General features: G+C 69.9%; 11 protein-coding genes. 3 read left to right on the forward strand and 8 right to left on the reverse strand.

Annotated features, from left to right (window positions below):
* Positions 1-162: 162 nt before the first annotated feature.
* On the reverse strand, positions 163-831 hold the full coding sequence (gene bluB / locus ACPCJR_RS15175; RefSeq protein WP_391513828.1) for a 5,6-dimethylbenzimidazole synthase: 669 nt from the start codon (positions 829-831) through the stop codon (positions 163-165).
* Between the two features lie 427 nt (positions 832-1,258).
* On the opposite strand from bluB, the gene ACPCJR_RS15180 reads away from it, so the two are divergent.
* A complete protein-coding gene (locus ACPCJR_RS15180; protein ID WP_391513826.1) occupies positions 1,259-1,642 on the forward strand; it encodes a DUF2794 domain-containing protein in 384 nt (127 codons plus the stop codon).
* 47 nt (positions 1,643-1,689) lie between these two features.
* Here ACPCJR_RS15180 and ACPCJR_RS15185 read toward each other — a convergent pair whose 3' ends face one another.
* The 4 genes from ACPCJR_RS15185 to ACPCJR_RS15200 form a co-directional block, all read right to left on the reverse strand.
* Positions 1,690-3,870, reverse strand: coding sequence for a TonB-dependent receptor (locus tag ACPCJR_RS15185; RefSeq protein ID WP_391513824.1), 2,181 nt, complete (start codon positions 3,868-3,870; stop codon positions 1,690-1,692).
* Positions 3,871-4,171: 301 nt separating this feature from the next.
* The gene (eda, locus tag ACPCJR_RS15190; protein WP_391513822.1) at positions 4,172-4,789 is read right to left on the reverse strand and encodes a bifunctional 4-hydroxy-2-oxoglutarate aldolase/2-dehydro-3-deoxy-phosphogluconate aldolase; all 618 of its coding nucleotides are present in this window, start codon (positions 4,787-4,789) and stop codon (positions 4,172-4,174) included.
* Between the two features lie 71 nt (positions 4,790-4,860).
* Complete coding sequence (gene edd / locus ACPCJR_RS15195) at positions 4,861-6,690, reverse strand: phosphogluconate dehydratase (protein ID WP_391513820.1); 1,830 nt, start codon at positions 6,688-6,690, stop codon at positions 4,861-4,863.
* A 490-nt stretch (positions 6,691-7,180) separates the two neighbouring features.
* Positions 7,181-8,197 carry an Hsp33 family molecular chaperone gene (locus tag ACPCJR_RS15200; RefSeq protein WP_391513818.1) on the reverse strand — a complete coding sequence of 339 codons (1,017 nt, stop codon included), beginning with the start codon at positions 8,195-8,197 and terminating at the stop codon, positions 7,181-7,183.
* Positions 8,198-8,541: 344 nt separating this feature from the next.
* Between ACPCJR_RS15200 and ACPCJR_RS15205 the strand changes: the two genes are divergently transcribed.
* On the forward strand, positions 8,542-9,768 hold the full coding sequence (locus ACPCJR_RS15205) for an MFS transporter (protein WP_391514069.1): 1,227 nt from the start codon (positions 8,542-8,544) through the stop codon (positions 9,766-9,768).
* A 118-nt stretch (positions 9,769-9,886) separates the two neighbouring features.
* Positions 9,887-11,635, forward strand: coding sequence for an ABC transporter ATP-binding protein (locus tag ACPCJR_RS15210; protein WP_391513817.1), 1,749 nt, complete (start codon positions 9,887-9,889; stop codon positions 11,633-11,635).
* Between the two features lie 6 nt (positions 11,636-11,641).
* Here the strand turns inward: ACPCJR_RS15210 and ACPCJR_RS15215 are convergent, their stop codons facing one another.
* The 3 genes from ACPCJR_RS15215 to ACPCJR_RS15225 form a co-directional block, all read right to left on the reverse strand.
* Positions 11,642-11,914: a hypothetical protein gene (locus ACPCJR_RS15215; protein WP_391513816.1), complete on the reverse strand. Its 273-nt coding sequence runs from the start codon at positions 11,912-11,914 to the stop codon at positions 11,642-11,644.
* A 258-nt stretch (positions 11,915-12,172) separates the two neighbouring features.
* Positions 12,173-12,841, reverse strand: coding sequence for a guanylate kinase (gene gmk / locus ACPCJR_RS15220; protein ID WP_391513814.1), 669 nt, complete (start codon positions 12,839-12,841; stop codon positions 12,173-12,175).
* Between the two features lie 34 nt (positions 12,842-12,875).
* Entirely contained in the window at positions 12,876-13,739 is an 864-nt protein-coding gene (locus ACPCJR_RS15225; RefSeq protein ID WP_391514067.1) for a YicC/YloC family endoribonuclease, read from the reverse strand.
* Positions 13,740-13,908: the final 169 nt, after the last annotated feature.

Raw genomic sequence — 13,908 nt, forward strand, 5'->3', positions numbered from 1 at the left:
TTTCCAAGCTGGAGCGTAACTGACGAAGACGATCCAACGTTCCAGCTTTCCGCTCTGCTTCACGCAGGGCGAAATCCGCGCGTCATGCACGGCCTGTTCGCGCCAAGGCGAATCTTGCCCTCGGGATTTCCGGAAAAGTTTAAGTAACGGGCGGGCACCGCCTCAGCGCTCGTGCAGGCGCGCGGCGTCCGGGCGGCGCTCCTGCCAGCCGTGGCGGACGAGTTCGGGGTCGGCGTGCTCCTCCACCGGCAGGCCGACGCAGAGATAGGCCACGAGCTCCCAGGTCTGCGGCACGTCGAGGAGCCGCGTCACGGTCGCCGGCTCCAGGATCGAGACCCAGCCGACGCCGATCCCGTGGGCGCGGGCGGCCAGCCAGAAGGCGTGGACGCAGGCCGCCACGGAGTAGCGCAGCATCTCCGGCATGGTCGCCCGGCCGAGGCCGTGGCCGGCCTCGGTGCCAGCATCGCAGAACACGGCAAGGTGGATCGGCGCCTCGCGCAGGCCCGCGAGCTTGAGCCGGGCGTAGAGCGTGCGCCGCTCGTCCTCATAGCTCGCGCTGGCGGCCCGGTTGCAGCGCTCGAAGTTCTCCGCCACGGCCGCGCGCCGACCGGCGTCCGAGACCCGCACGAAGCGCCAGGGCTGGCTGTTGCCGACGGAGGGCGCCAGCGCCGCCAGATCCAGGCAGCTGCGCAGGACAGCCTCGTCGAGCGGATCGGTGCGGAAGCGGCGCACGTCCCGGCGCCACGCGAGCAGGTCGGCCAGACGCCCGCGGAAGGCGTCGTCGAAGACGGGTGGCTCGCTTTCGCGCGCGGGAGGGGCGGGCTCGGACATCGCCGCCGCTTGTCGCGCCGTCGGGCGCGGCTGCCAAGCGGCATCGGCGGGTGCCGTCGGGCTTCGGACGAAAAAAGGGCGGCGCTCCGAAGAGGCCGCCTGAAGTCCTTGGGTCTCGAAACCTCCGGATGTCGGACCGATCGGGTCCGCAGCACCGCCCGAGGGCTGGGGAGCTCGGGTTTCGGGCGCCGCCGCGGTGACCGGGCCGACGAGGTTTCAAGCCACAGTTCAAGCCTTTCGCCGTGACCTTGGCAAGGCGAGATCGCGGCGAGACCGTGATGTTTGCCGCCTCACCGTGCGAGGACGCACATCGGCGGACAGGCCGCTGGCCGGACGGATGGCCGGCGAAGCACCTTGCGGGCGCCCGCCCGCAGGCCCATCATCCTCCCTCACGCCGCCGGGTGACGGCACCGATACGGGAGCGACGATGAGCGAAGGACAGGGCGTCGATCAGCGCTCACGCGAGCGGGATGCCCAGGCGCCGCCGCAGGTGATCCCGTTCCCGTCCTCCTCCGCGCCGCAGGTCGCCTTCCAGCGCGACGAGCTGCGGACCATCTTCAACCTCTACGGACGGCGCATCGCCGAGGGCGAGTGGCGCGACTACGCCCTCGACTTCCGCCGCGACAAGGCCGTGTTCTCGATCTACCGCCGCGCCTCCGAGATGCCGCTCTACCGGATCGAGAAGGATCCCAAGCTCGCCAACCGCCAGGGTGCCTACGCGGTGATCGCGGCGAGCGGACTCGTGATGAAGCGCGGCAACGACCTCGCCCGCGTCATCGGCGTTCTGGAGAAGCCGTTGCGCGCGGTGTGATCCCGCCTCCGGATGTCGTCCGGACCCGGGATCGGTGCGGACGGCCGCTACCAGCGCACTATGACCTGCGCCCGGACCGTGCGGGGGGCGCCGGGCAGGATGTTGTTGTTGTTGTGCGCCGAGACGATGTAGCTGCGGTCGAACAGGTTCTCGATATTGACCTGCGCGCGCACATTCTCGCTGATCCGGTAGAACAGTCCCAGATCGAAGCGGGAGTAGCTCGGAAGCCGGACCGTGTTGTCCGAGGTCGCGAACGAGTGGGACTGGTTGATGAAGCCGACGCCGACCGAGAAGTGCCGGTCGATGTCGAACTTGTTCCACAGGGTGAACGAGTTCAGCGGCACGAGGCCGACGAAGTTTCCGGCAACGATCGTATCCGAGAGACGGTTCGTGATGCGCGCGTCGGTGAAGGCGTAGCCGCCCGCGATCGACCACCAGTCGGTGACGTAGCCGTTGGCGCCGATCTCCGCGCCCTGCGTGTTGGTCTGGCCCGAGAGCAGGAAGAAGCCGGGCCGGTTCGGATCGGCGAGGCGCTGGTTGGTGCGGTCGAGGTTGAACAGCGCGCCGGTGAGCTGGAGCACGGGCGAAACGTCGTACTTCACGCCGACTTCCGTGTTCTCGAACCTTTCCGGTTGGGCGATGACGAGCCCCGGCGTCAGGGCGCTGAACTGATCGCCCGAGGAGGGCAGGTAGGAGATGCTGTAGCTCGTGTAGAAGGCGAGGTTCGGCAGCGGCTTCACGACGAGGCCGGCCCGCGGCGAGATCAGGTCGTCCACGCGGGCATTGGTGACGTTGGTGCGCCGGTCGGTCGCCGCGAAGTCGAAATGGTCGTAGCGCAGGCCGCCGATGAACTGCACGTGCTCGTTCAGCTCAATCTGGTCCTGCACGTAGGCGGCGGCGAGGCCGAGATCGTAGGTGCTGTTGGCGCCACTGGCGATGTTGCGGAAGGTGATGCCGACGCGCGTCAGCGGCGCGAGCGGGTTGACCACGAGGGTCTGCGTGCCGGTGGTCGCGAAGAAGCCGTCCTCACGCAGGCTCAGGCCTTCCTGGTAGCCGAGCTCGAAGCCGCCGAGCAGGGTGTGCTTCCAGGGCCCCGTGACGAACCGGTAGGTAAAGTTGGTCTGGTTGAAGTAGTTCGTCCGGTCGGTCTGGCTGTTATAGGCCGAGATGTTGACGGCCGTGCCGGCCGCGTTCACCGCGCCGCCCGGGAAGACGTTCTGGTAGAACTTCTCGTAATCGGCGATGCGCGACTGGCTGCGCATCACGACGCCGTTCTCGAAGACGTGGTCGAGCTGCGCCGTCGCGATATGCGCGTTGACGTAGGTCGGCGACAGGAACGGGTTGCCGAAATAGGTCGAGGTGTTCTCGCGGTAGCGATAGGGCCGGCCGAACTGCGAGGGGAGGCCGCGATCCGTGGTGCGGTCGTCGTGGAAGAATTCGTAGGACAGCCGCAAGGTCGTCTGCGGCCCGAGCAGGAAAGTCATCGTCGGGTTCACGCCGTAGCGGCGGATATCGACGAAGTCGCGGTAGGTGCCGGTATCCTCGAACACGCCGTTCATGCGGAAGAACACGCTGTCGGAGACGCGATCCCCGACATCGAGCGCCACGCGCTTGTTGGCGAACTGGCCGCCCTGCGCCACCACTTCGCGGATCGGCACCCCGTCGGCTTCCTTGAGCACGCGGTTGACCACGCCGCCACCGCCGCCGCGGCCGAAGATCATCGCGTTGGGCCCCTTGAGCACCTCGATGCGCTGGGTGTTGTAGAGGTCGCGATAATACTGCACGTCGTCGCGGATACCGTTGACGAAGAAGTCGGCGTTCGAGCGCTGGCCGCGAATGACGAGTTCGTCCCGGTTGCCCTCGCCCTGAGCCTGGACGACGCCGGGGACGTAGCGCAGGGCCTCGCCGATCGACTGGAAGCCCTGATCGAGGATCTGCTCGCGCGTGACGACGCTGACGGATTGCGGCGTGTCGATCAGGGGCGTCGCGGTCTTCGTCGCGCTGCGGGTCGCCTTGGTCAGATAGCCGACCGTGACACCGCCCTGCGGCTCGGCCCGGAACGGTCCACCGCCCACGCCCTGCCCCTGCACGTGCAGCTCATCCAGGGCAACCAGTGCAGGCTCCCCAATGACCGGAACAATCGTCTGCGCCTGGACCGGCAACGTCGAAGTCAGCGCCGCGCCCGTGAGCAGCGCATAGTGCAGCCCAGTATATCCGTTCAGTCTCATCACCCAGCCCGCCGTCTTCTTATGGGATCGACGACGCTTTGCGGTCGTCGCAGCAGGCATGGCGACGCCGTTCAACAAAGATCAAGCTGGGGATAACCCGTTTCAACAAATCTACATTATAGTCATTACAAGACTGATTATAAAAGACGGATCAAGTCATTGACATTGGTGTGGCTGCCCCGCGATCGGCACGTTCGACCGCAGGGCACAAAAGCAACTTATGTTGCAGTTTTAAAACACCGGATAGGGCCCTCGCACCGGCCGGATGCGCGCCGCGGGCGATGCCGTGAACGAGACGCCCTCACCTCCGGCGCAGGCCGGCGGCGCCTTCGGCAAGCGCGCGGATCTTGGCGGGATCGGGTTTGCCCGCAGGCACCACCCAGCTGCCGCCGACACAGAGCACGGAGGGGTGGGCGAGCCATTCGCCGGCGCTCGCCTCGGTGATGCCGCCGGTCGGGCAGAAGCGCACGGCCCCGAAGGGCGCGGCCAGCGCCTTCAGCGCCTTCAGCCCGCCCGCGGCCTCCGCCGGGAAGAACTTGAAGCGGTCGAGCCCATGGTCGAGGCCGCGCATGATGTCGGCGGAGGTCGCGACACCCGGCAGGTAGGGCACGCCCGAGGCGATGGCCGCCTCCGCCAGCGGTGCGGTCAGACCGGGGCTGACGATGAATTTCGCGCCCGCGCCGATGGCGGCGTCGAGGTCGCGCGCGTTCAGCACCGTGCCGGCGCCGACCACCGCACCCTCGACGCTGGCCATGGCGCGGATCACGTCGAGTGCCGCGGGGGTGCGCAGGGTGACTTCGAGAGCGGTGAGGCCGCCGGCCACCAGCGCCTCGGCGATCGGCACGGCGTCGGCAGCGTCCTCGACCACCAGCACGGGGATGACGGAAACGGAGCGCATCAGCGCGTCGATGGTGCTCATGTGGGTTTCTCCCCTCTCCGTGCTGTGGGTCCGCGTGCCCCGGGTTCACGCTCGCAGGGACGGCGCTTCGGTCAAAGCCCCGCCGCGGCCAGCATGGCCGAGCCGCCGCGCTCGGCGTCGTCGGCGCCGTGGCGCATGAAGGCGAACAGCTCGCGGCCAGTGCCGAGGCCGGGCGGCGGCTGGGCCGCATCGGTGCGGCTCTCCCACTCGGCCGGATCGACCAGCACCTCCAGGAGGCCGCCCTCGGCCGAGAGGCGGATCACGTCACCGTCGCGGATGCGGCCGATGGGACCGCCGCCGACCGCCTCGGGGCTGACATGGATCGCCGCCGGCACCTTGCCCGAGGCGCCCGACATCCGCCCGTCGGTGACTAGGGCGACCTTGTGGCCGCGATCCTGAAGCACGCCGAGCGGCGGGGTGAGCTTGTGCAGCTCCGGCATGCCGTTCGCCCGCGGGCCCTGGAAGCGCACGACCACCACCACGTCCCGCTCCAGCTCGCCCGCCTTGAAGGCGGCGATGACCTCGTCCTGATCGGAGAAGACCCGGGCCGGCGCCTCGATGGTGCGGCGCTCGGGCTCGACCGCGCTCGTCTTGAAGGTGGCCCGGCCGAGATTGCCCTTCACCAGACGCATTCCGCCATCCGGCTGGAAGGGGTTGGCCGGCGGACGCAGCATCGTGTCGTCGAGGGACTCGGCCGGCGCGTCCTCGAAGGTGAGATCGTTGCCCTCGCCCAGGAGCTTGGGATCGCGGGCGTGATCGCGAAGGCGCGTGCCCGCCACGGTGAGGATGTCGTCGTGCAGGAGCCCGGCATCGATCAACGAGGCGATGACGTAGGACATGCCGCCGGCGGCGTGGAAGTGGTTCACGTCGCCCGCGCCGTTCGGATAGACCCGGGCGACCAGCGGCACCACGCCGGAGAGCCGGTCGAAATCCTCCCAGTCGATGACGATGCCGGCGGCGCGCGCCATGGCCGGCAGGTGGATCGCGTGGTTGGTCGAGCCGCCGGTGGCGAGCAGGCCGACGATGGCGTTGATGATCGCCTTCTCGTCGATGCAGCGCCCGAGCGGGCGGTAATCGTTGCCGTTCCAGCCGATCTCGGTCAGGCGGTGGATCGCCGAGCGCGTCACCGCCTGCCGCAGCCGCGTGCCGGGATTGATGAAGGAGGCGCCGGGCATGTGCAGGCCCATCACGTCCATCATCATCTGGTTCGAGTTGGCCGTGCCGTAGAAGGTGCAGGTGCCGGCCCCGTGATAGGAGGCGGATTCGCTCTCCAGCAGTTCCGCCCGGCCGACCTTGCCCTCGGCGTAGAGCTGGCGGATGCGCTGCTTCTCCTTGTTGGCCAGCCCCGAGGGCATCGGGCCGGCCGGGATCAGGATCACGGGCAGGTGACCGAAGCGCAGCGCGCCGATGATCAGCCCCGGCACGATCTTGTCGCAGATGCCGAGCAGGGCCGCGCCCTCGAACATGCCGTGGCTCAGGCCCACCGCGGCGGAGAGGGCGATGGTGTCGCGGGAGAACAGCGACAGCTCCATGCCGCGCTGGCCCTGGGTGACGCCGTCGCACATGGCGGGCGTGCCGCCGGCCACCTGCGCCGTCGCCCCGACCTCGCGGGCAAACAGCTTGATCTGCTCCGGATAGCGTCCGTAGGGCTGATGGGCCGAGAGCATGTCGTTGTAGGCGGTGACGATGCCGATGTTCATCGCCCGGCCGGCGATGATCGCCGGCTTGTCCTCACCCGACGCCGCAAAACCATGGGCGAGGTTGCCGCAGGCGAGCATCGGGCGATGCACGCCCGCCTCCCTCTCGCGCTCGATCAGCTCCAGATACGCGCGGCGGCTGTCGCGGGAGCGCGCGATCACGCGCTCGGTGACTGCGGCGACCACGGGGTGAAGCTCCGGCATGGCTCGTTCGCCTCGTTCGGATGTCGACGGCATGGGCGGTTCCGCAAGGAGGCCCGCGGCCTCCTTAGCATGGAGCGGTTCCAGAGCACATCACGCTTGTGGGAACGTTTTCATCAACCAAGGCGAGCATGGTGTGCGAGGTTGATTTCTGGGTGGTCTGCGCGATCGCAGTACCCGCTGAAGCGCACTCCCCTAGCCGCGAACGCCCGGACACCGGGCCTGCCGCGGAGCTAGCCGTCCGCTGCCGCCGCGAGGCTGAATAGGCAGGCTGGAGAGGAGGTGGTCGGATGTCCCATCCTGGCCATCACCGTGAGCAAAACGCTACCGCGTGGTTTGTGACCACCGCGAGAGCGCTCTTCTCGCTCTAAGCGTTCGAGAGAGAGGACCGGCGGGGTGCCACCCGCCGATCCTCACCACGATAATCTCGGCCGGTCCGAGACGATCGCGAAGATCCACCGCGACAATTGCAGAACACAGACCAGGCATCCCCTCACGCTCCGGGTGCAGCGATCTCCCGCTCCACCTCGGCCGGATCGAGCACGTAGCGCCGCGAGCAGAACTCGCAGGTGATACCGATGCTGCCGTCATCGGCCACCATGTCCCGGCGCTCCTCGGGCGAGAAGGAGCGGATCATGCCCATCACCCGCTCCTGCGAGCAGCGGCAGCGCTCGACCACCTCCTGCGCATCGAACACCCGCACTCCGCGCTCGTGGAAGAGCCGGTAGAGCAGGCGCTCGCTCGACACCGCCGGATCGACCAGTTCGTGGTCCTCCACGGTGTTCACGAGGCTGCGGGCCTCGGTCCAGGCATCGTCCTCTCCGGGTCCGCCGGTGAGGATCTCGTGCCCCTCCGGCGCGTCGCCCGGCGGCAGGTCGGCCTGGCGCAGCCGGTCGGGCGAGGTCGGCAGGAACTGCACGAGCAGGCCGCCGGCCCGCCAGCGGCTCTCGCCGCCCTCCATCTGCTCGGCCACGGCGAGGCGCACCAGCGTCGGAATCTGCTCCGACTGGCGGAAATACTGGTGCGCGGCCTCCTCCAGGCTCTGCCCTTCCAGCGCGACGACGCCCTGGTAGCGGCTCTGCGAGGCCCCCTGGTCGATGGTCATGGCGAGGTGGCCCCGGCCCATCAGGTCGGCGGCGCGCGCCTTGGCCCCGAGGGCGGCGACGGGCTCCGCCTCGAAGCGGGCCGTGGCGCGCACACGGTCGGGCGCCTCGAAATCGACCACCAGCATGCCGACCGGCCCGTCGGTCTTGGTCTGGAGCTGGAAGCGGCCTTCGAGCTTCAGCGAGGAGCCGAGCAGCACGGTGAGCGCCGCCGCCTCGCCGATCAGCCGGGCGACCGAATCCGGATAGCCATGGCGGCGCAGGATGGTGTCGATCGAGGGCCCGAGCCGCACCGCGCGGCCGCGCAGGTCCAGGGCCTCGACGGCGAAGGGCAGCACGGCGTCGTCGCCGCCCTCAAGGGAGGCGTTGGCGGGCGAGGAGGAAGTCGGGGCGTGTCCGGAGCTCATGGGCTCTCCGTGTCCGGGCTGAGCGAAAAAGGGAAGGCCGGCCGGCGCATGGCGAAACGCCATCAGGCCGATCCGCGCTCGGCAGCGCAAGTCCTTCGGTGTTCCCGGATATGGGGATTGCCGCGCCGCAACGCGAGAGCCGCCCGAGGATACCTGCCCGAGGACACCTGCCGGACGAGACCGGTCGGGCCTGCCATGCCCGCGCGGCGGATCGACGGCGCCCGCCGACGCCTGTATCCCCGCACCAGCCCCTTCCAACCACGGTCCTGCGCCATGGATACCCGGCTGCGGCCCGGCCCGCGACAGTGAGTGCGTCCGGTCCCGGGGCCGCGCGCGACACCGCCCTGCCCCGGGAAACGGGCCTGACCGCGCTGGCTCGGCTCGCGCCGTTCTTCTGTCTCTACGTCACCTTCGGCACCACGCTGGGCTTCCTCATCAGCGGCGCGCCCCTGATCCTGCGGGCGCGCGGCGTGGAATTGGCGGAAGTCGGCTTCCTCCAGCTCATCAACCTGCCGGTCGGGCTCACCTTCCTCTGGGCGGCGCTGGTGGACCGCCTGCGCCTGCCGCGCCTGCCCCACCGGCTCGGCTGGATCGTGCTGATGCAGGGGGGCGCCATCGCCCTGCTCGCGGTGCTGAGCCGGGGCGAGGCCTGGCCGCTGCCGACCCTGTTCGCGCTCGCCATCGCCACCTGCTTCTGCGTGGCCACCATGGACATCGCGCTCGAAGCCCTGGTGGTGGAGACGGTCGGGCCGGAGCGGCGGCCCTACGTCGCCTCGGCCAAGCTCTGCGGCGCCTCGCTCGGCGGCATCTTCGGCGCCGGCGTCCTGATCGCCGAGTACGACCGGCTCGGCTGGGAACTCTCCGTCCTCGCGGTGGCGGTCCTCAACGGGCTCTGCCTCCTGCCGATGCTGTTCTATCCCGAGAGGCGGCTGCGCCTGAGCTTTTCCCGATCGGCGCGCGGCGCGCTGGATTTCGGCCGCCTGCGCCGTCTCGGCGGGCGCGTCGCGGTGCTCGGCCTCTACTTCGCGGCGATCTTCGCGCTGTCGGGCTCGAACAACCTCGCGCTGCTCGATCTCGGCGTACCGCTCTCCGAGGTCGGGCTCGTCACCGGGGGGCTCTCCTCGGGCATCAACCTCGTCATGGCCCTGGTCTCCGGGTTTCTCGTCCGGCGGGTCGGCACGCTGCCGCTCATCACCGTCTCCGCTGCGGGCGTGGCGGCCTCGGGCCTGCTGATGCTGGGGGCCACCGCAGCGGGCTCCCCCGGCCTCGGCATCGCGGCGGCGATCCTCGGCATCCTGTGCGGCGGCGGGCTCGGCGTGCCGGTCTTCAACATGATCTACCGCTGGGCGCAGGGGCCGCAGCCCGCCACCGACTACGCGCTGCTGTTCGGCGCGGCCTTCTTCGCCGCCCTGCCGCTGCGGGTCGGCGCCCCGGCGCTCGCCGGAGCTCTGGGCTGGCCGGCCTACTTCGCGCTGGCCGTGCCGCTCTACGGGCTCGCCGTGCTGCTCCTGCGCCGGGCGATCGCGCGCACGCTCGAAGCGGACCGGGCGGCGGATCGGGCAGCGGCATGAGGTCCGCACCGCGTCACCGCTCCTGGCGCATCGGCGCGCCCTCCCCTATGCGCGGAGGAACGGCGGAGATCCGCCGCGCCGCCCTCTTCCGGGCCAGAATGCACATCACATCCGCGCCATGCTGAAGGCCTTCCTCGCCTATTACCGGCCGCACCGGACGCTGTTCCTGGTAGATTTCGGCTGCGCCGTGCTCTCGGGCCTGCTCGAACTCGGCTTCCCGCTCGCCGTCAAAGCCTTCGTCGATCAGCTGCTGCCGCAGCAGGATTGGGGCCTGATCCTGCTCGCCGCCGCCGGCCTGACGCTCCTCTACGTCACCAATGCCGGCCTGATGGTGGTGGTGACCTATTGGGGCCACGTGCTGGGCATCAACATCGAGACCGAGATGCGCGCCCGCGCCTTCGATCACCTGCAGAAGCTCTCCTTCCGCTTCTTCGACGGGCAGAAGACCGGCCATCTCGTGGCCCGCGTCACCAAGGATCTGGAGGAGATCGGCGAGGTCGCCCATCACGGGCCGGAGGATTTCTTCATCGCCGTGATGACGCTGATCGGCGCCTTCGTGCTGATGTTCCTCGTCCACCCGCCGCTCGCCCTGGTGACGGTGGCGATCCTGCCGCTGATCGCCTTCGTGACGATCCGCTACGGCGGGCGCATGACCCGCAACTGGCAGGCCCAGTACGGGCGGGTCGGCGCCTTCAACGCCCGCATCGAGGAGAATGTCGGCGGCATCCGCGTGGTGAAGGCCTTCGCCAACGAGCCGCACGAGCGGGCGCTCTTCGCCGCCGACAACCTGAAATACCGCACCACCAAGCTCGAAGCCTACCGGCTCATGGCCGGCGCGCTCTCGATCAACTATCTGGGCTTACGCCTCGTGCAGATCGTGGTGCTTCTGGGCGGCGCCGCCTTCGTGGTACGGGGCGATCTCTCGGCGGGCGGCTTCGTCGGCTTCCTGCTGCTCGTGGGCGTGTTCTACCGGCCGCTGGAGAAGATCGGCGCCGTCATCGAGACCTATCCGAAGGGCATCGCCGGCTTCCGGCGCTATCAGGCGCTGCTCGCCCAGGAGCCCGACATCGCCGACCGGCCGGATGCGATTCCCGCCCCGCCGCTCAAGGGCGAGATCCGCTTCGAGGGCGTGCGCTTCGGCTACAGCCCGGACCGGCCCGTGCTCTCCGGCATCGACCTGACCATCCGCGCGGGCGAGACGGTGGCCTTCGTCGGCCCCTCGGGCGCGGGCAAGACCACGCTGCTCTCGCTGATCCCGCGCTTCTACGAGGCGGAGGCCGGGCGCATCACGCTCGACGGCCACGACATCCGCGACCTGACGCTGGCCTCGCTGCGCGGCCAGATCGGCATCGTGCAGCAGGACGTGTTCCTGTTCGCCGGCACGATCCGGGAGAACATCGCCTACGGCCGCCTCGGTGCGAGCGAAACCGAGATCCTGGAGGCCGCCGCCCGCGCCCGGCTCGACACGCTGATTGCCGCGCTGCCCGAAGGGCTCGACACGGTGATCGGCGAGCGCGGAGTCAAGCTCTCGGGCGGCCAGAAGCAGCGGCTGGCCATCGCACGGGCCTTCCTCAAGAACCCGCCGATCCTGATCCTCGACGAGGCGACCTCGGCCCTCGACACCCAGACCGAGCGAGAGATTCAGGCCTCGCTGTTCGAGCTGGCGGAAGGGCGCACGACGCTGGTCATCGCCCACCGCCTCGCCACGATCCGCCACGCCGACCGCATCGTCGTGGTGGCGGAGAACGGCATCGCCGAACAGGGCCGCCACGACGCGCTGATGGCGGGCGACGGCTACTATCGGCGCCTGCACGCCGCGCAGGTCGAGGGCGCCGTCACGACGGTGCCGCGCAACGCTGCGGAGTGATGCGGTTCAAGGCCGGCCGGTGCAGAGCCGCCGGCCCCGCTCGTCCCGAAGGGCCTGCCGCTGGACGCGCCCGCGGCGCGTCCGCCCCTCGTAGACGGCACAGTGTCGCCCGTCGTACGCGATCCGGGCGTCGCGATATCGCAACCGCGCATCGAGCCGCTGGAAGGCCCTGACCTCCGCGCTCGGAAGCGCGTCGTTGCCGTAACCGACGGAGGCCGCCCTGCCGTCGGCGCAGCCGATCAGAAGCACGGCGCAGGCGAGAGCCGGACGATACTTCACTTCTCCTCCCCTCATGACTGAAAAAGCGCGCCTCGGGATTTCTAGAGCATCGTCCCGAAAGGTGGCCGCCGGCTTTCGGAAAAAGACGATGCGAAACAAGAGGCTGGAACATCGTGCCGGATACGATATCCGGCACGATGGTCTAGCGCGCGGCCATGAACGACGGGTGACTTGGGACAGGCGTGTGCACCGCTCCCCTGTCGGATCGTCGGCACGAGGCGGCGTCGCGTCCCGGCCTCGGGGTCATGATGGTACGCCTCAGCCTCGCTCGGCCTCGGCCAGCAGGCCGTCGACGAAGCCCGGCAGGCCGGTGCGGCGGGTGCGCTTGAGGCGCTCGGCGGTCAGGATCGCCTGAAGAGCGCGGAAGGACTCGTCGAGATCGTCGTTGACGATGACGTAGTCGTACTCGCTCCAGCGCTGCATCTCGTTGCGGGCATTGGCCAGCCGCCGCTCGATGGTCTCGGGCGAATCCTCCGCCCGGCGCTCCAGGCGGTTGCGCAACTCGGAAAAGCTCGGCGGCAGGATGAACACCGTCACCACGTCGTCCTGCAGCCGCTGCCGGACCTGCCGGGTGCCCTGGTAGTCGATGTCGAAGATCATGTCCCGGCCCTGGCCCAGCGTCTTCTCCACCGGGCGGCGCGGGGTACCGTAGAAATTGCCGTGGACCTCGGCCCATTCGAGCAGGTCGTCGCGCGCGCGCAGATCCTCGAACGCCTCCCGTTCGATGAAGCGGTAGTGCCGCCCGTCGATCTCCGAAGGGCGGCGCGCGCGCGTGGTGACCGAGATCGACAGATCGAGCCCCCAGCCGCCATCCTGGGCGATGGCGCGGGTCAGCGTCGTCTTGCCCGCGCCCGAGGGCGAGGACAGGATCAGGATCAGCCCGCGCCGGGCGATGTCCGGCCTCCCCTGCGTGGCGTCCTGCGTCATCGACCGTCCTCTCCGCTGCGCACGTCGAACGTCCTCACTCGACGTTCTGCACCTGCTCGCGGAATTGCTCCACCACGGCCTTCAAGTCGAGTCCGATCCGCGACAGGCTGATGTCGCCGGCCTTGGCGCACAGCGTGTTGGCCTCGCGGCCCAGCTCCTGCGCCAGGAAGTCGAGCCGCCGGCCGATCGCGCCGCCCTGGGCCAGAAGCTCGCCCGCGGCGGCGAGGTGGGCGCGCAGCCGGTCGAGTTCCTCGCGCACGTCCGCCTTGGCGGCGAGCAGCACCGCCTCCTGGTGCAGCCGGTCGGCGTCGAGGCCGCCGGCGCCCACGAGCGCCGCCACGGCTTCCGCGAGGCGGGCGCGCACGGCCTCGGGCCGGCGGGCGGGACAATCCTCGGCGGCCTGCGTCAGGCGGGCGATCTGGCCGAGTTGATCCTCCACGATGCTGCGCAGGGCCGCGCCCTCAGCCCGGCGCGCGGCGACGAGGTCGGCGACCAAGCGCTCGGCACCGGCGGCCAGAGCGCGGTTGAGCAGATCGGGATCGGCGCCGGCCTCGACCTCCGTCTCGACGACGCCGCGCAGGGCGAGCAACCCGTCGAGTGTGGCGGGGCCGACGCCCTCGGGGCGCGGCACGCGGGCCACCGCCGCGGCGAGGCGCGCGAGCAGATCCTCGTCGATGCGCACCCGCACCGCGGCCTCGGGGCGCGTCAGGGTGAGGCCGAGCTGACACTGGCCGCGGGAGAGCGCCTTGGACAGGGCGGCGCGGGCGGCCTCGCCCGCCGCCTCGAAGCCGTTCGGCACGCGCACCCGGATATCGAGCCCGCGCCCGTTCACGGAGCGGATCTCCCAGAGCCACTGAACCGGACCGGTGGTGCCGGCGGCGCGGGCAAAGCCCGTCATGCTCGCGATGGTGGCGCTCAACTCCGCCTCACTCCTCGCTCGTCCCCGCAGTGCAGGGCAGGAAACAGGCCCCCGGATACGCGCTTTCCCCGAACGGGCGCAACGTGCGGCCTGGGCCCCGCGGTCGGCCGAGGCCGAAACACCGCGTGCGACGCAACAAATATCGACG

Source organism: Methylobacterium sp. NPDC097929, from assembly GCF_049543375.1.
Taxonomy (GTDB): domain Bacteria; phylum Pseudomonadota; class Alphaproteobacteria; order Rhizobiales; family Beijerinckiaceae; genus Methylobacterium.

What these genes read in the sequence shown, in the direction of transcription:
- ACPCJR_RS15180 (WP_391513826.1), top strand. Translation starts at nt 1,259, where the DNA reads ATGAGCGAAGGACAGGGCGTCGATCAGCGCTCACGCGAGCGGGATGCC.
- ACPCJR_RS15225 (WP_391514067.1), bottom strand. Translation starts at nt 13,739, where the DNA reads ATGACGGGCTTTGCCCGCGCCGCCGGCACCACCGGTCCGGTTCAGTGG.
- ACPCJR_RS15210 (WP_391513817.1), top strand. Translation starts at nt 9,887, where the DNA reads ATGCTGAAGGCCTTCCTCGCCTATTACCGGCCGCACCGGACGCTGTTC.
- edd (WP_391513820.1), bottom strand. Translation starts at nt 6,690, where the DNA reads ATGCCGGAGCTTCACCCCGTGGTCGCCGCAGTCACCGAGCGCGTGATC.
- ACPCJR_RS15185 (WP_391513824.1), bottom strand. Translation starts at nt 3,870, where the DNA reads ATGAGACTGAACGGATATACTGGGCTGCACTATGCGCTGCTCACGGGC.
- gmk (WP_391513814.1), bottom strand. Translation starts at nt 12,841, where the DNA reads ATGACGCAGGACGCCACGCAGGGGAGGCCGGACATCGCCCGGCGCGGG.
- eda (WP_391513822.1), bottom strand. Translation starts at nt 4,789, where the DNA reads ATGAGCACCATCGACGCGCTGATGCGCTCCGTTTCCGTCATCCCCGTG.
- ACPCJR_RS15200 (WP_391513818.1), bottom strand. Translation starts at nt 8,197, where the DNA reads ATGAGCTCCGGACACGCCCCGACTTCCTCCTCGCCCGCCAACGCCTCC.
- bluB (WP_391513828.1), bottom strand. Translation starts at nt 831, where the DNA reads ATGTCCGAGCCCGCCCCTCCCGCGCGCGAAAGCGAGCCACCCGTCTTC.